The following is a 19406-nucleotide window of genomic DNA, read 5'->3' on the forward strand; positions in this document are numbered from 1 at the left end:
CTCTTCGGTTTGCAGTTGGGGTGTTATTCTTGTCGCCGGCCATTTGGTCTATTCCACGTTTTGAATTTGTTCGCGAAATTGGTCGATTGCTGCTTTAAGAGCAAGTCCAATATTGGTTATCGCCACATCATTAGCCTTGCTGCACAGCGTATTCGCTTCACGGCCAAATTCTTGCGATAGAAAATCAAGACGGCGACCCACAGGCTCATCCAATTTGAAGAACGAACGAGCTGCTTCAACATGAACAAGCAGTCTGTCGATTTCCTCTTTAATATCAGCTTTAGCTGCCATCATAAGCGCTTCTTGGTGCAAGCGCTCTTCGCTTAGGCCGTGATCACTTTCGATAAGATCAGACAGTTGGGCCTGCAATTTTGCAGAAATAGCTTCTGGTGCGCGCTCTGGGGCGTTTTGAGCAGCATTTGAGAGTGTTTCGATCTCGTGCACCACATCGACCAAAACAGCTTCTAGAGCCTGCCCTTCTCCTTTGCGAGAGACAACCAAATTATCAAGCAACACATCGAAATCAGCAACAACGGCTTGTTCCAGTGTTTTGAGGTCATCAGAACCGAGGCTCGTCGTGTCTGATTCCACCATACCTTTGATAGCAATCAGGCCATCGAACGTAATCGGCGCGATACCATGTGATTTTGATGCTTTTTCTGACGCTGCAAGCACCGTCTTCATCATGTCTTCGTTTAAGGAAAGACTTTGCTCGTTACCATCATGCTCAAGCGAAAGGCTTGCTTGCAAATTGCCGCGGGTAATTCTTTTACCCAGCAGCTTGCGCACTGCCGGTTCGCAGCTTTGGAGCAAATGCGGCAAACGCAAGCGCATGTCGAGCGCCTTGCCGTTTACAGCCTTAATTTCCCACGTCCATTGATAGACTTGTCCAGCCACCTCTAACGTGCCTTCGCGGCTTGCAAAGCCAGTCATACTTTTCAGTGCCATAAAACATCAGCCCCTGTTGGCATTCTCATTACGACTTTAATAAACCGAGAATCACAAAATGCCAATTGAGCTTGATTAGTTAGACGATGTTTCGCCTTCTTCTTTTTTGCCAGCCTTACGGTCAGCCTCAATACGGCGCCAACGTTTCACGTTGTTATTGTGCTCTTCCAACGTCTTAGCGAATGCATGACCGCCGGATCCGTCTGCCACGAAGAAAATATCATCGGTGCGTGATGGATTGGCGACAGCTTCCATCGCAGCAAGACCAGGATTGGTGATGGGTCCAGGCGGCAAGGCATCAATCGTGTAGGTATTGTATGGCGTTGGCTTAGCAATATCTGATTTATAGATCGGGCGATCCTTTGGCTTTCCCGCGCCACCAAACAAACCATAAATAATCGTCGGGTCGGATTGTAGTTTCATGCCACGGTTCAAACGATTGATGAAAACGCTGGCAACACGGCTACGCTCATCTGCTTGTCCAGTTTCTTTTTCGACGATAGAGGCAAGAGTGACAAGTTCGCTTGGTGATTTGATCGGTAAATCAGCAACGCGGTTTTCCCAGATGCGTTTAAGAGCCACCTCTTGCGATCGTTTCATCCGGTCGATCACTTGTTGGCGCGTGGTGCCACGGCCAAAAGAATATGTGTTCGGCAAAAGCGACCCTTCTTCCGGCACTTCAGTAACGTCACCCACCAAAACTTCATCTCTACGAAGAACTTCAACGATCTGTTGCGAGCTCAAACCTTCTGGCAGGGTTACTTTGTAGACCAGAGCCTTACCTTCAACCAACTTATCCACTACAGACTGCATAGTGGCGCCTTGCTCAAACAAATATTCGCCATGCTTGAGAGCGTTTTGCTGTTTTTGGAATCGTACACTTGCTTGAAACAAAATCGGGCTTGTAATCACATTGGCGCGCTCAAGGCTGCTTGCAATACCTGAAAGACCTGCTCCCTTAGGCACAGTCACTTTGCGTGGCTTCTCCAAAGGACCTTCCGCGATATATTGTTTACTTCCCCAGTAGAACAAACCAGCAGCGGCAATTAAGCCTAGGACTGCAAACGAGAAAAAGAAATTCAAGATGACCACGAAAAAATTCTTACGATGACGAGAGCGTTTAGGCGCTTTCGGCGGCGTTTGTGCGCGCATCACATCCTTTGGGCTTTTGGGACTGACAGGCCCACCAGACGGTATTGTTCTCGCAGATTCATCTGACTCATTGGTCGTTTCAGACATTTAGTGAATTACCTCTTCACGCGCCCTTTGGGCAAATACTATTATCAAATACCCCAAAATCAGATCCACCCGAATCTTGAAGCATTGTATTGTCAGTAGCATATGAACTGTAACAAAATGGCGAAACCACGAACAACCAACAAATTTTTAGGCTAAAGCTTTAATCTTTAAATCTGCGCAACACCAACGATGCATTGGTTCCACCGAAACCAAAAGAATTGGATAGCGCAATATCAATATTCATCTCTTTTGCTGTGTGAGGCACTAAATCAATACCTGTTTCCACAGACGGGTTGTCTAAATTCAATGTTGGCGGCGCCACTTGGTCGCGAATGGCGAGGGTTGTGAAGATTGCTTCCACGGCCCCTGCTGCACCCAATAGGTGTCCAATCGCCGACTTAGTGGACGACATAGCAAGCGTTTCACTTCCCTGCCCGACCAAACGTTCAGCTGCGCGCAATTCAATCTCATCACCCAGCGGCGTCGATGTACCGTGAGCGTTGATATAATTGATGCTGGAAGGCTCGATGCCTGCCCGCTTACATGCTGCCGTCATACAGCGAAACGCGCCGTCGCCATCTTCTGCGGGCGCTGTAATGTGATGCGCATCGCCAGACATGCCGTAGCCAATCACTTCAGCGTAAATTTTGGCACCGCGTGCACGTGCATGTTCCAATTCTTCCAAGACAACAACACCAGCACCATCGCCCATAACAAAACCATCGCGGTCCTTGTCATACGGTCTAGAACCAGATTTTGGATCATCGTTGAAATTTGTGGATAGCGCACGACAAGCAACAAAACCTGCAATACCAAGGCGACAAACACTTGATTCAGCACCACCTGCCACCATTACATCAGCATCCCCAAGCGCTACCATGCGCGAGGCATCACCAATAGCATGGGCGCCTGTAGAACAAGCCGTTACAACAGAATGGTTCGGCCCTTTAAGGCCATGTTCAATAGAAACATATCCACTGGCAAGATTGATCAAACGACCGGGAATGAAAAAGGGGGATAAACGACGCGGTCCTTTTTCGTGGAGCGTCATCTCGCCTTCGCCGATACCTTCAAGGCCACCAACGCCAGAACCGATCATGACACCTGTTGCGCATTGATCTTCATGGGTCTCAGGCTTCCAGCCCGAATCCTTCAACGCTTGATTGGCAGCCCCAACAGCATAGATGATAAACTTATCTACTTTGCGCTGCTCTTTTGGAACCATATAGTCATCAGGGTTGAATGTTCCATTCTCACCATCGCCAAATGGCACCTGACAAGCTATTTTACAAGCAAGATCGCTCACATCGAAATTTGAAATTACTTCTGCCGCATTTTCGGCATTTAACAATCTGGACCAACTATGCTCAGCACCATTGCCTAATGGTGTAACCGCACCCAGACCAGTAATGACAACACGTCGCATCTCATTTGTCCCCAGTATTTACTTGTGTTTCCGATCAAACATTTGCCACTTTAAACGACAAAAGCCGACTTTCTTTAGCAAGAAAGCCGGCAATTAAAAACAGTCGATTGAAAATTAAGCAGTTGCTGATGTCAAAAACTTAACCGCATCACCAACTGTTTGGATGGTTTCAGCTGCATCGTCTGGAATTTCAACGCCAAACTCTTCTTCAAAAGCCATAACCAGCTCAACCGTGTCCAAGCTGTCTGCACCGAGGTCATCGATAAAGCTTGCATCAAGCACAACTTTTTCAGCTTCTACGCCGAGATGTTCAACAACGATTTTAGACACGCGATCTGCAATTTCACTCATTTTGTCGTTCCTAATTTTAGGCCAAATGTAAATTCGTCAATTCCTCTATGGAGCTGGCCGTAAGCCGCTTTTGTCAAAAAAAGCATGCATCTTTAGAGGATGTTCGAGAGGCGTTTGCCACAGACTTGCCCAATACGCAAGTGTAAAGCATCGAAGAAGTGGGCTTTTGTGAGTAAGTCACCAATAAGTTTACTTACCCACAAAGACCTTAGATCATTGCCATGCCACCATTTACGTGGATGGTTTGCCCTGTAATGTAGGCTGCATCTTCGCTGGCAAGAAAAGCAACAGCACTTGCAATTTCGTTAGCTTGTCCAAGGCGTCCAGCAGGAACGTTGGTCAAAATTGCTTCTTTTTGCTTGTCATCAAGAGCGTCAGTCATCGCCGTCTCAATAAAGCCCGGTGCGACACAATTCACAGTGATATTGCGGCTTGCCACTTCATAGGCGAGAGATTTTGACATCCCAATGATGCCCGCTTTCGTGGCAGCATAATTGCCCTGCCCGGGATTACCTGTAACACCAACAACAGAAGTAATTTGGATGATCCGCCCCTGACGCGCCTTCATCATGCCGCGAAGAACAGCCTTTGAAAGTTTAAAAGCTGCGGTCAAATTGACATTCACTACATCGTCCCACTCATCTTGCTTCATACGCATGAAAAGATTGTCGCGTGTAATGCCTGCATTGTTGACGAGAATGTCGACACTGCCCATTTTTTCGATTGCTGCTGGAACAAGGCCATCAAGCGCTTCATCATCTGACAAGTTGCAGACGATTGGATGAGCGCGATCACCAAGGCTTGCAGCGACTTCATCGAGCACGGCTTCGCGTGTACCTGTCAAACCGACTGTTGCGCCAGCTGCATAGAGCTTTTCAGCAATTGCGCGGCCAATACCACCTGATGCACCCGTTACAAGCGCTGTTTTTCCTGTCAAATCCATCTTCACTTTGTCCTTCATCTGGAATTATTTTTGATGTCGCCGCTTTTGTTTTATCTTAAGACCAAAGAGCTTTTGCGCCATCCATATCATCTGGCTGTCCAAAATTGGCGGCTTGTAGGCTTCGATCCATACGTTTGATCAAACCCGTCAAAACCTTACCGGCTCCCACTTCCAATTGGTGTGTCACGCCATTATCGAGCATCCACTGCATGCTTTCACGCCAGCGGACAGAACCTGGAACTTGTTCAATCAAACGCGTTCGAATGTCAGCGGGGTCACTAATTGGACCGGCCACAACATTTGCAATGAGGGGTACGACAGGCGCGTTAATTTGAGTCGATGCTAAAGCCTCTGCCATAACTTCGGCGGCTGGCGCCATTAAACGACAATGGAACGGAGCAGACACAGGAAGCAACATGGCGCGCTTTGCGCCTTTTGATTTTGCAATATCGATGGCGCGCTCAACAGCGTTTTTCTCACCGGACACAACAGTTTGCGCTGCTGCATTATCATTTGCCACTTCGCAAACAGCCCCTTGGGAGGCAAGATCTGCAATTTCACTAACCGCGTCAAGATCAAGTCCAAGCACAACGGCCATCGCGCCCTCGCCCACAGGGACGGCTTCTTGCATGGCTTTGCCGCGTGTGCGCAAAAGCCGCGCTGCATCACCAATTGATAAGCTGCCAGCTGCTGCAAGTGCTGAATATTCACCGAGCGAATGCCCTGCAACATGGCTAACATGATCCTCAATCGACAAACCTTCCGCTTCCAGCGCACGGATGGCGGCAAGACTAACAGCCATGAGTGCAGGCTGTGTGTTTTGTGTGAGGGTTAGTTCTTCAGGCGTTCCTTCCCAGATGAGAGAAGAAAGGCTTTCGCCGAGCGCTTCGTCCACTTCATCAAAAACAGCTTTTGCTTCTGGATATGCGTCAGCAAGGGATTTGCCCATACCAATTGCTTGGCTGCCTTGGCCTGGAAATGTAAGTGATAGTGTCATGTTTTGCCTCATAATTTCGAACGCGATAGGTGGCGAATACGCGTCTAATTGTCAAGCCGCAGCAACGTTACCTTGCTTCATGCCCACTCCATTCTACGTCAAACCAGCATATTGATGCAGTGTGTATAGATCAAATTATTCCCCTCAGGCTCGATAACCTCTTGCATTTCGCTGAAAAGGCGATAATACACACACAACTCAGCCGTGGGCTGGGGGCTGAACGGAAGGCAATTGGGTTCTTAGATACTCAAATGCAGGTTAGGACAACCAAGCCGACTTCCCGTGTCTCCGCTCTCCACTGGTGCTTATTCTGCCTTTCAATGGTCCAGCAAAATCTGGATTTAGAGACAGGTGTTGATGAGGCTTCGCGCTTGCGGCCAGAGTGACATGAAACAAGAAAGGCAGAGAATGGCTCTCTACGAACATATCTTTTTGGCACGCCAAGACGTGTCAGCTCAGCAAGTCGATCAGATGATCGAACAATTCAAAAGCTTGCTTGAAGAAAACGGCGGCTCAGTTGCTAAAACTGAAAACTGGGGTTTGAAATCACTTTCATACCGCATCCGCAAAAACCGCAAGGCGCATTACGCTCTTATGAACATCGACGCACCAAGTGCAGCTGTTCAAGAGATGGAACGCCAAATGCGCATCAACGAAGACATTCTTCGTTTCCAAACTGTGCGCGTTGAAGAACACGAAGAAGGTCCATCTGTTATGCTTCAAAAGCGTGACCGTGACGACCGTCCACCACGCGGTGGTCCACGCGGTGATCGTAATGATCGCGGCGGAGATCGCGGTGAACGCGGTGGCGATCGCCCACCACGTGAAGAAAGCTAAGGAGAGAGAATTATGGTTGAAATCGCACAACAAGCATCCCGTCGTCCTTTCTTCCGTCGTCGCAAGACCTGCCCATTTACAGGTCCAAACGCGCCGAAGATTGATTACAAAGATACACGCCTTCTACAGCGTTACATCTCAGAACGTGGCAAGATTGTACCAAGCCGCATCACCGCTGTTTCTATCAAGAAACAACGTGAGCTTGCTAAAGCAATCAAACGCGCACGCTTCCTTGGCTTCTTGCCATACGTTATCCGCTAGTTTTTAGCGAACAACACGACATTCGGCTGGCGCCGCACTCAAATCGCGGCGCTGCCAACCTTAAAAATGAAATCTTGCTGGATCAGGCGATCACGAATTGACCTCATCCTAACCGTCACTCGGGACAGCACCTTATGAATGCCCAAACCATCATTATAGCCTTGATTGCCGGCGCGACATCGTTCGTGTTGATGACGGCTGGGCTTGTGGGTGGGCTTGGTGGCTTTCCGCTTTTGGCTCTCTCCCCGCTCCCTATTGTTATTGCAAGCCTTGGATGGGGAACACGTGCCGGCGGCATTGCAGCGGTAACTGGTGTTATTTGCGTCCTTTTCCTCGCGCATCTAAATTCTGCCCTAGTATACCTTGCAGGCATCGGCTTTCCGGCCGCTTACTTGTGCCACCTAATCGGTTTATCTCGCCAAGATGACCCAGACCACGAAGAAGAATGGTTCCCTGTTGGTGACATCATGCTTCGCAGCATTATTGTTGGTGGATTGGTTTTTGGCTTAGGCTTCATCATCTCAAAGTTCGACATTGACGAATTCACCACTGCAGCACTCAGCGCCTTTGAACCGACCATTCAACAATTGGAAGCAGGCACACAGCAGACCTTTAGGGATGCCCTCACCTTCCAAATTCGCATGTTGCCCTATTTCGTGCCTGCAACGTGGCTTTTGATGATCTGGGTCAACATTTGGCTCGGCGTGAAAGTTGCAAAACTCTCAAACCGCATGAACCGTCCAAAATTTGCGCTAAGCGATGCAGAAACACCTTTCATCTCAGCGCTCATTTTAGGTGTCGCTGTTGTGGTCAGTTTTGCAGCGCCGCCACTCTCTTATCTTGGCGCCGCCTTTGTGGGAGCTTCGGGCATGGCGCTTGTCATTATGGGCTGCGTTACCCTCCATGTCGTAACGCACAACAACAAGTTTCGTGGCATCATGCTGAGCTTGCTCTACGCATCAATGCTGTTTTTCGGATTCCCAATCTTCATCATGGCAGGCCTCGGCCTTGCTGATCTTTTCCTCAAAATTCGTCAGCGCTTCTTGCTGACTAATCCACTTTAAGAAAACCAGGAGACTACCAATGGAAATTATTCTTCTCGAACGCGTCGCAAAACTCGGCCAAATGGGCGAAATCGTCCGTGTTAAAGACGGCTTTGCACGTAACTACCTTTTGCCAAAAGGCAAAGCCCTTCGTGCAACAGATGCAAACAGAGCAAAGTTTGAAGATCAGCGCGTTGAACTAGAAGCACGTAACCTTGAGCGTAAATCTGAAGCTGAAGCAGCTGGCAAGAAGCTTGACGGCTACACATTCGAAGTTATCCGCTCTGCTGGTGAAACTGGTCAGCTTTACGGATCAGTATCAGCCCGTGATATCGCAGACGCATTGATCGAAGGCGGCTTCCAAGTTGCTCGTTCACAAGTTGCTCTTGAGCAGCCAATCAAAACAATCGGCATGGCTTCCGTAACACTTTCTCTTCATGCAGAAGTTGACGTGACTGTTGTTGCAAACATCGCCCGCTCACCTGATGAAGCAGCACGCCAAGCATCTGGTGAAGATCTTTCACAACGTGAAGAGATCGAACTTGACCTTGAAGTGTTTGATGGCGACATGGACAGCTTCTTTGATGAAGAAGCTGATGCGCCTGAAGGTGACGAAGGTGAAGACGCTGGCGAAGAAGCAGCCGCTTCTGACGAAGACTAAGCTTTACACTTAGCCGCCCATAAAGCGGTAAACGACAAATTGACGCCTCGGACAGATTGATTTTTGCCGAGGCGTTTTTTGTGGGATTTTTTTCGTTTGGTCATTCGTCAAGAGGCAATCCTGCAACCCTAACGTGTTTTTGAATTACCCACATGGTATTGTGGAAAAAGGAACGATTCTCTTTGGAAAAAAAATATATATTTTTTTTCGCCGTTACCCCTCTTTTTAGAACAGTAAAGGTCCGCTAAGACAGGCTTCTGTTTGAAAGGATTGAAGTATGGAAGTGGTGCCTGATTTTGCCCCGGCAAATGACATAAGCGAACCGATGAACTATCGCAGTGCGCCGGCCAATATTGAGGTTGAGCAAGCGCTTTTGGGTGCTATCTTGATCAACAATAACGCTTTTGATCGGGTCTCTGACTTCTTGCTTCCTGAACATTTCTACGAACCAATCCACCGGATGATCTTTGAAGAAGCGTCGTCCTTGATTCGGGCTGACCGCGTAGTTAACCCAATGACTATTAAGACGTATCTTCCAGCCGATGAAATGGTTGGTGAGATCACGCTAACCCAGTATTTGGCACGCCTCGCCGCTGAAGCGACAACCATTATCAATGCGGTTGATTATGGCCGTGCGATCCAAGATCTTGCGATTAGACGCTCGTTGATTTCGGTTGGCGAAGATGTCGTGAATGTTGCTTATGATGCGCCATCGGAAAAATCACCGCGTGAGCAAATCGAAGACGCAGAGCGTGAGTTGTTTGCGCTAGCTGAAACAGGCAACGAATCGCGCGGCTTTGTGAATTTCCAATCGGCCCTTACTCAGTCTGTCGAAATGGCCGCTGCTGCCTTCCAACGTGAAGGGCAATTGTCTGGCTGTTCAACAGGCTTGACCGATCTTGATCGCCGCATGGGTGGCTTGCAGTCTTCTGACTTGATCATTCTTGCAGCGCGTCCTGGTATGGGTAAAACGTCGCTCGCAACCAACATCGCCTACAATGTTGCACAGGCCTATGAGCCAGAGGTTCAACCGGATGGTTCTGTGAAACCAAAAAATGGCGGCATTGTCGGCTTCTTCTCGCTCGAGATGTCCGCAGAGCAGCTCGCCACTCGTGTGATTTCAGAGCAGGCTGAGGTTTCATCGTCCAAAATTCGTCGTGGTGAAATTTCTCCCGCAGAATATGACAAGCTGGTCAATGCCATGCAGGTGATGCAGACCAAACCACTTTTCATTGACCAAACAGGTGGTATCTCCATCGCCCAGCTTTCAACCCGTGCGCGACGCTTAAAACGTCAGCATGGTCTGGACGTTCTCATCGTCGACTATGTGCAGTTGATGGTTGGTAGTTCTAAGAATGCGGGTAATCGTGTTCAAGAGATCACAGAAATCACCACGGGCCTCAAGGCGCTTGCGAAAGAATTGCAAGTTCCCATCATTGCGCTCTCCCAGCTTTCCCGTGCGGTTGAAAGCCGAGACGACAAACACCCTCAGCTCTCTGATCTTCGCGAATCTGGTTCTATCGAACAAGATGCGGATGTGGTGCTGTTTATCTATCGTGAGGAGTATTACCTCAAGAATAGTGAACCGCCGCAGGATGACCCTGCTTATGCGGATTGGTATACGAAGATGGAAAAAATGCGCGGCATTGCTGAAGTTGTGGTTGCCAAGCAGAGACACGGTCCGACAGGTACTGTGCCGCTCTCCTTTACAGGCGAATTCACCCGCTTCTCCGATCTTGCTGATCCATCCCGTATGCCAACAAACTTTGATTAATAACGGCAACGGGCCGTTTTGGAATGATAACCGGCCATGACGACAACAGATCATAACCTCATCTCTTCTGGCAGGCTGACCATTGATCTGGAGGCCTATGCCGACAATTGGCGGTTTTTGAATGAGAAAGCCGCTGGTGCCGAATGTGGCGCGATGGTGAAGGCGGATGCTTATGGCATTCAAATTGATAAAGCCGTTGGTGCGCTGGAGGCTGCGGGCTGCAAAACGTTTTTCGTCGCAACCCCTACTGAAGGCGCTGCTGTTCGCGCTCAATCAAAGACGGCGGCCATCTATATTCTAAACGGCCTGATGGCGGGGGCTGCTGGTTTTTATCATCAGCATAATCTGCGGCCTGTCCTCAATACGATGGATGAAGTGAACGAATGGGTTGATGAGCAAAAACCCGCCGCCCTGCATGTTGATACAGGCATGAACCGATTAGGGTTACGCGAAGAAGAAGCAAAAGAGCTTGCTCAAGATCAAGCGCTCGTCTCTAAACTCAATCTCACACTCATTATGACGCATCTAGCTTGCGGCGACACGCCACGCTCGTTGATGAATGGCTGCCAACTTTCAAGCTTCATTGATATTTGCAAGCTCTATCCCAATGTGCCGCGCTCGCTTTGTAATTCAGCTGGTATTTTCCATGGTGAGGCTTTTCATCTTGATATGGTGCGCCCCGGCATTGCGCTTTATGGCGGCGCTGGATTGACGGAACATGCAGCAAAAAACCCAATGAAACCTGTGGTGAAGGCTGAAGCCCGTATCTTGCAAATTCGCGATCTTTTGGAACATGAAAGCGTTGGCTATAGCGCTGCAGAAGTTGCAACAAGCGACCGCAAAATTGCGACAATAAGTGCAGGCTATGCTGATGGCTATCTGCGTCATTCTGGTTCGACCAGCAAAGAAAAAGGCGCGAGCGCTTATCTTCACGGGAAACGAGTGCCTCTTATGGGCCGCGTCTCGATGGATTTAATTGCCATCGACATTACCGATGTGCCAGAGGCCAAGCGCGGCGACTATGTGGAGCTCTTCGGGCCGAATGTTTCCGTGAGCGAAGTCGCAACCCACGCGCAATCTATTGACTATGAGCTTTTGACCGGCCTCGGCAAACGCTACACCCGCCACTATGGAACGCTGGACTAAAGACATGGCAAAAATCAAATCTCGCTTTGTTTGCAATAATTGCGGCGCTGTTTCTTCCAGATGGCAGGGTAAGTGCGAAAGCTGCGAAGAATGGAACACGATTGAGGAAGACTTGGAAATCGCTGGCATTGGCGGCGGTCCGGGTAAGCCTATGCGCAAAGGGCGGGTTATTCCCCTCACCAGCCTTGATGGTGAACTGGATAATGCCCCGCGTATTCAAACAGGCCTATCAGAACTTGACCGCGTAACAGGCGGTGGCTTTGTGCGCGGTTCTGCCCTCTTGCTTGGTGGTGATCCAGGTATCGGTAAATCGACTATTCTTTTGCAAGCAGCCAGTGCTCTTGCCAATCAGGGCCACAAGGTCGTTTATATCTCGGGCGAGGAAGCAATTGATCAGGTTCGTCTTCGTGCGCAGCGCCTTGGTCTTGAAAAATCCAATGTACGTCTTGGTGCAGAAACCAGTGTTGAAGATATTCTGGCAACTTTGGAAAATGAAAAAGGTGCGGCCCTCGTCATCCTCGATTCCATCCAAACCCTTTGGACTGATCAAGCAGATTCTGCCCCCGGTACAGTGACGCAAGTTCGCTCCTCCTCACAAGCCATGATCAAATACGCCAAACAATCAGGCGCAACGGTTGTGCTGGTTGGCCATGTGACCAAAGAAGGCCAAATTGCTGGCCCGCGGGTGGTGGAGCATATGGTGGATGCGGTTTTGTACTTTGAAGGCGAAGGCGCGCACCAGTTCCGCATTCTTCGTGGTGTCAAAAACCGCTTCGGCCCAACCGATGAGATCGGCGTCTTCGAGATGACAGGTGCTGGATTAAGCGAAGTATCCAATCCGTCTGAAATGTTTTTGGGTGAACGTAACGCCTCCGCCCCCGGTGCTGCCGTCTTTGCTGGCATGGAAGGCTCTCGCCCCGTCTTGGTGGAAGTGCAAGCCTTGGTCACACCATCGCAGCTTGGCACACCAAGACGCGCCATTGTCGGCTGGGATTCATCACGCCTTGCCATGGTGCTTGCCGTCCTTGATGCCCATTGCGGCGTCAAGCTTGGCTCGCACGATGTCTATTTGAACATTGCGGGCGGCCTGAAAATCAATGAACCGGCAGCAGACCTTGCCATCGCCGCCGCCCTCACCTCATCTCTTGCTGGCGTCGCGCTGCCAAAAGATGCGGTTTATTTCGGCGAAGTTAGCCTCTCAGGTGCTGTGCGCCCTGTGCCGCATGTCAGCTCACGATTGAAGGAATCCGCGAAACTCGGCTTTTCACAAGCCATTTGCCCAACCATGAGTGGCAAAGGCGGAACCAAAGAAGTAGACCGAATAAACGAAATTGAAGACCTGTCTGGCTTGATCGCGCAGATATTGGCGTCAAAACCACGGGAAAAACGCGAAGATTAGAGCATTGTGCTGTGACAAACGCCAAAATTTAAGCTAATTCACCATATAGGGAAACGGACCTATCCAAAGGTGCCAAAGATTTGTAAAAGACCCTCAATGTAGAATTTACACAGGGTCTCATAGCGAGACAGAAATACGATGAAATTTGCTATCCTTGATATTGCTGTTTTAGTAATTGTCTTTTTATCCGCTATTTTGGCGATGGTAAGAGGGTTCTCTCGCGAAGTTCTGTCTGTCGGATCATGGGCCGCGGCCGCTGGTGCAGCTCTTGCTGTAGCCCTTTGGAAGGAAAACCCTTTCGTACCATTCGTTCGCAATTACGTTGAAAACGATACCATCGCGATGATCGTAACAATTGCCATCGTATTTTTGGTGGTTTTGATTGTGGTGAGCATCATCACCATGAAGATTTCCGATTTCATCATCGATAGTTCAATTGGAGCGCTCGACCGCACACTTGGCTTTATCTTCGGTGCTGCACGCGGTGTCTTGTTGTTTGTTGTGGCCGTTGGCATGTTCAACTGGTTAGTCCCGCAAGAACAACCGGACTGGATCGCAAACGCGAAATCAAAACCGTTCTTGGACAATGCAGCAAACTCGCTCATTGAATTCTTGCCGACGGATATTGAAGAATTCGTTGAAAAAGGGAAAGAATTCATCCCTGGTAGCGGTGATGACACTGACGCCTCAAACAGCACTAAACCATCAGATGAAATCGGTCGTGAGATCGATAGTAACAACAGCAACTAAAGAGTTAGCCATGACCGGACTGGATGAAGACGACGCATTCCACGAAGAATGCGGGGTATTTGGTATTTTTGGTCACGATGATGCCGCAGCGCTCACCGTACTTGGCCTTCATGCCCTTCAACATCGTGGACAAGAAGCATCAGGTATCGTGTCCTTTGATGGCAAGCAGTTTTCATCAGAGCGCCATGTTGGCCTCGTTGGTGATCGCTTCTCCAAGAAATCTGTGATTGATCGCCTACCCGGCAACCGCGCAATTGGCCACAATCGCTATGCAACAACAGGCGGCGCTGGTGTTCGAAACATTCAGCCTCTATTTGCCGAATTTGCAGGCGGCGGGTTCGCCATCGCGCACAATGGTAATTTGACCAATGCCCTCACCTTGCAAAAACAATTGCAAATGCGCGGCGCTATTTTCCAGTCGACATCTGATACAGAGACAATTCTCCACTTGATCGCGACCTCCCAAAAGGGACCGTTGGTCGATCGGATCGTTGATGGCCTTCGCCAACTAGAAGGGGCTTATTCCCTTGTTGGCATGAGTGAGAACAAACTTATTGGTTGCCGTGACCCTCTCGGCATTCGCCCGTTGGTGCTTGGTGACTTAGATGGCGCTTATATCCTTGCGTCAGAAACCTGTGCTCTTGATATCATCGGCGCGCAACTGATCCGCGAAATTGAACCGGGTGAAATGGTGGTTATCACCGATAGTGGCCTTGAAAGCTTTCACCCTTTTCAAAATACCGGTAGCCGTTTTTGCATCTTTGAATATGTCTATTTCGCCCGCCCTGATTCAGTCTTCTCAGATCATGCCGTCTATGATGTGCGTAAAAAGATCGGTGCCGAATTAGCGCTAGAAAGCCCAATTGAGGCCGACGTTGTTGTGCCTGTACCAGATTCAGGAACACCAGCCGCGATTGGATTTGCCCAAGAAGCGGGTATTCCGTTTGATCTTGGCATCATTCGAAATCACTATGTTGGCCGAACCTTTATTGAGCCAAGCGATTCCGTGCGCCACATGGGTGTACGGCTTAAGCACAACGGCAACAAGCAGGTCTTGAAGGGCAAGCGCGTTGTCTTGGTGGATGATTCCATTGTGCGCGGCACAACCTCCGTCAAAATCGTGCAAATGGTGCGTGAAGCTGGTGCTGCCGAAGTTCATATGCGCATTGCTAGCCCGCCAACACTTTCTTCTTGTTACTACGGTGTTGATACGCCGGAGAAAGGCAAACTGCTTGCCTCTCGCATGTCGATTGAAGAAATGAACACCTATATCAATACGGACAGTTTGGCCTTTTTATCAATTGATGGCCTTTACCGCGCCGTGGGTGAAGCCAATCGCAACAGCGACACACCACAATATTGCGATGCATGTTTCACGAATGAATATCCAACAGTGCTGACCGACCGCGAAGGTGGTGGCAATGTGAGACAATTATCGTTGCTCTCTGAGGTTAGCTAAATGTTAAAATCACTTGAAGGCAAGATTGCGCTTGTTACAGGCGCATCGCGCGGCATTGGCTATGCGACAGCGAAAGCATTTGCAGCAGAAGGCGCTCATGTGATCGCGGTTGCCCGTACCGTTGGCGGCCTTGAAGAATTGGATGACGATATCCAAAAAGCAGGCGGCAGCGCCACACTTGTTCCTCTCGACCTTAAAGACGGTGACGGCATCGACCGCATGGGCAAGTCAATCTATGACCGTTGGGGCAAGCTTGATATTCTGCTTGGTAATGCTGGCGTATTGGGTGGGATTACTCCCCTTGGCCATATCTCACCAAAAGAATTTGATGAGGTGATGACTGTCAACGTGACAGCAAATTGGCGCTTACTGCGTTCAATGGACCCGTTGCTTAACAAATCAACGGCTGGCCGTGTCTTAATGGTATCCTCAGGAGCTGCCCGCTCACGGCGTCCGTTTTGGGGGGCTTACTCCATCTCCAAGGCAGCGCTTGAGACGATGGCCATTACCTATGCAGCTGAGATGGCGCATACCAAGATTAAAACACTGATCATCAACCCCGGCCCCCTTCGCACCGCCATGCGCGCAAAGGCTATACCGGGTGAAGATCCTGCAACTTTGAAAACACCCTACGACCTAGCACCCGACCTTGTTCGGCTTGCAGGCGATGACACGACCGAAAACGGTGTTATGTGGGATTTCCCAAGCCAACAATTTATTGAAGTTTAGGCGGTAAACGCCGTCATCAAAGCCATCACAACGCGTTACAAAACACGCGTTATGTGATGGCTTTTTGCGTGCCAATAAATGCTTTTCATTTCATCGCGGATAATATCCCTATTCTAAGCAAACTATGCGCAACAAAACGCCGTATTTTCTGGGTCAATATGGTCAAATTAGAAACGCAAACGATAAGACCCCCAAACTCACTCACCGCAAAACAATTCAGTTAACTAACCGATAGCAAACGTGCATTTTCATTGTTGCAGAATTCTCAACAATGCCTCCAACCACGGAGGTAAGAAATGGAATACATAACGTTTTTAAAAATAGCGCATCTAATCGGTCTAACGGCAGGACTTGGTGGTGCGCTTTACAGTGACTTTCTAATGGTCACCAATGGTGTGTTAAGGCGGCTTAACAAGCGAACACTGACAGAGGTAAAGCGACTTTCGAAATTCGTCACTTATGGGTTGCTCTTACTATGGGTCTCAGGCGCTGCCCTCGCCTATGAGATTTCCCTCACAAAACCTGAATTCCTCACCAATGAAAAGTTCTGGGCGAAAATGGTCATCGTTGTCGTTCTAACGCTGAATGGGTTCTTCGTTCACCACGTGGTGCTGAATGAAGCCAAACGGTCGATTGGCAAACGGTTGTTGATTGATTCGAGCATACCAATGCTTGTGGTTTTAGCCGTGAGCGGTTCGATCTCATTCGTCTCGTGGATGATCCCCTTCGTCTTAGGCAAAGCACCAGAGTTCAGTTATGTGATCCCAATTGAGAACATACTCACCATTTGGGTGGTTGCGATTGTTTCGTCTTTCGCTGGCGTCTTGATATTGGTCGCCATTCAAGACTTGTGGTCGCGGCGCATTCTGCCTTCGACTTCAGCACAAAGTTTCAAAGCGTCAGTTTAATCAGTGGATGGGTTAAAAACGCAAAAACCTAGGTCGCAGTCAACACAATGGCTGCGGCCTTCATTTCTTCAAGGCGGTAAGCACGGCGGGCAATTGCGTCCTCGTCGGTTCCCCAAAGTTCAATGTTCCAATCTTCATCAAGATGCGCTGCATCCCATGCTTCTTGCATGGTGTGATACCCAGCGCTAACTGCGAGCGCGAGCAGCGTTGATCCTAGCAAGGTGGTCATTGAATGAAGGGCTGCGAGCGTCACTGGGTCTTTATAGTCGTTGATGGCGCGTTCCATCGCCTGTTTTGTCTCTTCAGGCTGTTCAACATGCATGACACCGCCAGCAAGCAAGAAGCGGCAGGAGTAAGTCTCTTGTGCCCAGTTGATCACGGGATTCCATAGTTCATTTTGGCGGGCAACCAACCGCTCAGGCTCATCAGCGCGGTAACAAACCAAATCTGTACCAGAAAACCGAACGATCTCATCACGCACGAGTTCTTCTGTTGTTGAAACACCGTCAATGGCGGAATTTAAAAGACGTGTGAGCGGCATTTTCTTCGGGTCGATTACCTTTTCTTGCACGCGCCATTCTTCAGCCAGCACATCGGCAATCACCCGTTTGCCAACCTTGACGATAGCACGAGCCGGTGTGCGCACAGGGCGTCCATCAAGATGCAGCACGAAACCATCATCTTCCGCGATTTCAACATTTTCATAAAAGCGTTTTGGCAAAGGACGCGATGAGGCAAGCTGTGCTTTGCGTGCTGGGCTTTCATCTGGCTTATCAGGATCGGCACCAAGACCAAAAATATCAAACGGACTGCTCATTAGGCTCCCAATACTTCACCAGTGAAACGACTATTTAGTGCAGTCTCAAGCGCTGCATAATCATCCAAAATCATATGTGCTCCAGATTGAGCGAGTAAATCGACATCGTGATAACCCCATGCCACGCCAAACGCCTGTGTGTTAGCTGCACGGGCCATTTCCATGTCAAAGGTGGTGTCACCCACCATCACCGTATTCTCAGGCGCGATGCCACTGTCAGACATCGCATTCAAGATCATGCCCGGATTTGGTTTAGAGGGCGCGCTATCTGCGGTTTGTAGCGATACGAAGGTATTCTCCCATCCCTCACGTTCCAGCATAATATCGACACCCTTGAGGCTTTTGCCTGTGGCAATCGCGAGCAGCACATCATCACGCTTTGATAGTTTTTCAACCAACTCGCGTGCGCCCTCATAGAAAGGTTCGCCGATTGAGTTTGAAAGCCTGAATTCATGAAAGGCAACTTTGAAAGTTTCCGTCACTTCATCCGCCAAGTGTTCTTGCTCAGGTCCAAGCACAATGGAGACGGCGATTTTTAACGACAGGCCAATAACCCGACGTGTTGCACGATCATCTGGCGCCTCTAAGCCGTGGCGCAGAAATGCTTCCTTCATGGAAGCAATAACCAGATGCTGCCCATCCACAAGCGTTCCATCACAGTCAAAGATGACGAGATGCAAGTCAGACATTACTCAATGTCCTCACCACTATCGACAGTTTCTGCCTGAATGGCATCATAGGTGGATGTATCGAAACCGAACAAGTTCCAGCTTTGCACCATATGCGGCGGCAAAGGCGCTGAGACGTCAATCTCTCCACCATCTGGATGCGGGATAATAATACGGCGGGCGTGCAGGTGCAGCTTGTTTTGAATACCGCCTGGCAATTCCCAGTTATCAACTGAGAAATATTTCTTGTCGCCAATGATCGGGTGACCAAGGTGATCCATATGAACGCGCAATTGGTGCATACGGCCTGTAACGGGGCGAAGGCTTACCCATGCCACTTTCTGGCCCACCCATTCAATAGTGGAATAAAGCGTAACGGCGTGGTCTGCCCCTTTGGCTTTGTCGCGCAACACTTCCATCTTCTGGTCGCCATGCTCGTCTTCGCCCTTCATGAGCCAAGTGGCAAGACGACCTTGTGGCGGACGTGGCACACCGCGCACCATAGCCCAATAGACTTTCTTGGTGGTGCGGTCTCTGAATGCTTTTGTTAGGAAGCTTGCGGCAAGTCTTGTTTTAGCAATAACCAGAACGCCAGATGTGTCACGGTCCAAGCGGTGCACAAGACGTGGCTTTTGGCCTTTGCGGTCACGATACGATTCCAACATACCGTCCACATGGCGATTAAGCCCTGAACCACCTTGCACAGCGAGACCAGCTGGTTTGTTGATCACCAACACTTTCTCATCCTCAAAAAGCGTATTTTCCGCAATCACATCGGCATCATGGCGATCGCGCATGGTGTTCGGTGTTACGGGCTTGGCGGATGCTTCATCATTCACGGGCGGGATGCGCACCGTTTGCCCAGCAGCAAGCCGCGTTGAGGATTTCACGCGCGCGCCATCAACACGAACCTGCCCCGAACGCATCAGCTTTTGCAGTTGTCCGAAAGCGATCCCTGGATAGTGAGTCTTGAACCAGCGATCAAGGCGCATACCTGCTTCATCAGCAATGACAGTTTTTTGGGCGACAGCGGCCATGTTGTTTTTTGCC

At 49.5% G+C, this 19406-nt stretch carries 20 protein-coding genes; 11 read left to right on the forward strand and 9 right to left on the reverse strand.

Annotation, left to right across the window (positions count from 1 at the left end; translation table 11 throughout):
- Positions 1-48 precede the first annotated feature (48 nt).
- The 6 genes from ABJO30_09965 to fabD form a co-directional block, all read right to left on the reverse strand.
- Entirely contained in the window at positions 49-948 is a 900-nt protein-coding gene (locus ABJO30_09965; protein ID MEP3233139.1) for a YicC/YloC family endoribonuclease, read from the reverse strand.
- 75 nt (positions 949-1023) lie between these two features.
- Positions 1024-2187, reverse strand: a complete 1164-nt coding sequence (mltG, locus tag ABJO30_09970; protein MEP3233140.1) for an endolytic transglycosylase MltG — start codon at positions 2185-2187, stop codon at positions 1024-1026.
- Positions 2188-2347: 160 nt separating this feature from the next.
- Positions 2348-3613 carry a beta-ketoacyl-ACP synthase II gene (gene fabF / locus ABJO30_09975; GenBank protein MEP3233141.1) on the reverse strand — a complete coding sequence of 422 codons (1266 nt, stop codon included), beginning with the start codon at positions 3611-3613 and terminating at the stop codon, positions 2348-2350.
- A 114-nt stretch (positions 3614-3727) separates the two neighbouring features.
- A complete protein-coding gene (locus ABJO30_09980; protein ID MEP3233142.1) occupies positions 3728-3964 on the reverse strand; it encodes an acyl carrier protein in 237 nt (78 codons plus the stop codon).
- A gap of 208 nt (positions 3965-4172) precedes the next feature.
- A complete protein-coding gene (gene fabG, locus ABJO30_09985; protein MEP3233143.1) occupies positions 4173-4907 on the reverse strand; it encodes a 3-oxoacyl-ACP reductase FabG in 735 nt (244 codons plus the stop codon).
- A 55-nt stretch (positions 4908-4962) separates the two neighbouring features.
- On the reverse strand, positions 4963-5904 hold the full coding sequence (gene fabD / locus ABJO30_09990; GenBank protein MEP3233144.1) for an ACP S-malonyltransferase: 942 nt from the start codon (positions 5902-5904) through the stop codon (positions 4963-4965).
- Between the two features lie 408 nt (positions 5905-6312).
- Between fabD and rpsF the strand changes: the two genes are divergently transcribed.
- From rpsF to ABJO30_10045, 11 genes are all read left to right on the forward strand, one after another.
- A complete protein-coding gene (gene rpsF / locus ABJO30_09995; protein MEP3233145.1) occupies positions 6313-6741 on the forward strand; it encodes a 30S ribosomal protein S6 in 429 nt (142 codons plus the stop codon).
- 12 nt (positions 6742-6753) lie between these two features.
- Positions 6754-7002 carry a 30S ribosomal protein S18 gene (gene rpsR / locus ABJO30_10000; GenBank protein ID MEP3233146.1) on the forward strand — a complete coding sequence of 83 codons (249 nt, stop codon included), beginning with the start codon at positions 6754-6756 and terminating at the stop codon, positions 7000-7002.
- A gap of 134 nt (positions 7003-7136) precedes the next feature.
- Positions 7137-8066 (forward strand): DUF2232 domain-containing protein, encoded by a 930-nt coding sequence (locus ABJO30_10005; protein ID MEP3233147.1) that lies wholly within the window; start codon positions 7137-7139, stop codon positions 8064-8066.
- A 19-nt stretch (positions 8067-8085) separates the two neighbouring features.
- Positions 8086-8706 carry a 50S ribosomal protein L9 gene (gene rplI / locus ABJO30_10010; GenBank protein ID MEP3233148.1) on the forward strand — a complete coding sequence of 207 codons (621 nt, stop codon included), beginning with the start codon at positions 8086-8088 and terminating at the stop codon, positions 8704-8706.
- 277 nt (positions 8707-8983) lie between these two features.
- Positions 8984-10480, forward strand: a complete 1497-nt coding sequence (locus tag ABJO30_10015; protein MEP3233149.1) for a replicative DNA helicase — start codon at positions 8984-8986, stop codon at positions 10478-10480.
- Positions 10481-10516: 36 nt separating this feature from the next.
- Positions 10517-11626 carry an alanine racemase gene (gene alr, locus ABJO30_10020; protein ID MEP3233150.1) on the forward strand — a complete coding sequence of 370 codons (1110 nt, stop codon included), beginning with the start codon at positions 10517-10519 and terminating at the stop codon, positions 11624-11626.
- A 4-nt stretch (positions 11627-11630) separates the two neighbouring features.
- Positions 11631-13025: a DNA repair protein RadA gene (gene radA, locus ABJO30_10025; protein ID MEP3233151.1), complete on the forward strand. Its 1395-nt coding sequence runs from the start codon at positions 11631-11633 to the stop codon at positions 13023-13025.
- A 138-nt stretch (positions 13026-13163) separates the two neighbouring features.
- Positions 13164-13775, forward strand: a complete 612-nt coding sequence (locus tag ABJO30_10030) for a CvpA family protein (protein MEP3233152.1) — start codon at positions 13164-13166, stop codon at positions 13773-13775.
- A gap of 10 nt (positions 13776-13785) precedes the next feature.
- Positions 13786-15234: an amidophosphoribosyltransferase gene (gene purF / locus ABJO30_10035; protein ID MEP3233153.1), complete on the forward strand. Its 1449-nt coding sequence runs from the start codon at positions 13786-13788 to the stop codon at positions 15232-15234.
- Positions 15235-15963, forward strand: a complete 729-nt coding sequence (locus ABJO30_10040; protein MEP3233154.1) for an SDR family NAD(P)-dependent oxidoreductase — start codon at positions 15235-15237, stop codon at positions 15961-15963. It begins immediately after the preceding gene.
- A 296-nt stretch (positions 15964-16259) separates the two neighbouring features.
- Complete coding sequence (locus ABJO30_10045) at positions 16260-16871, forward strand: hypothetical protein (protein ID MEP3233155.1); 612 nt, start codon at positions 16260-16262, stop codon at positions 16869-16871.
- A gap of 28 nt (positions 16872-16899) precedes the next feature.
- On the opposite strand, the gene ABJO30_10050 is transcribed toward ABJO30_10045, so the two are convergent.
- The 3 genes from ABJO30_10050 to ABJO30_10060 are packed head-to-tail and all read right to left on the reverse strand — an operon-like array spanning position 16900 to position 19393.
- A complete protein-coding gene (locus ABJO30_10050; protein ID MEP3233156.1) occupies positions 16900-17688 on the reverse strand; it encodes an ATP12 family protein in 789 nt (262 codons plus the stop codon).
- A complete protein-coding gene (locus ABJO30_10055) occupies positions 17688-18377 on the reverse strand; it encodes an HAD-IA family hydrolase (protein ID MEP3233157.1) in 690 nt (229 codons plus the stop codon). Before ABJO30_10055 ends, ABJO30_10050 begins: the two co-directional genes overlap by 1 nt.
- Entirely contained in the window at positions 18377-19393 is a 1017-nt protein-coding gene (locus ABJO30_10060; protein MEP3233158.1) for an RluA family pseudouridine synthase, read from the reverse strand. Before ABJO30_10060 ends, ABJO30_10055 begins: the two co-directional genes overlap by 1 nt.
- Positions 19394-19406 lie beyond the last annotated feature (13 nt).

Source organism: Hyphomicrobiales bacterium (genome assembly GCA_039973685.1).
Taxonomy (GTDB): Bacteria; Pseudomonadota; Alphaproteobacteria; order Rhizobiales; family JACESI01; genus JACESI01.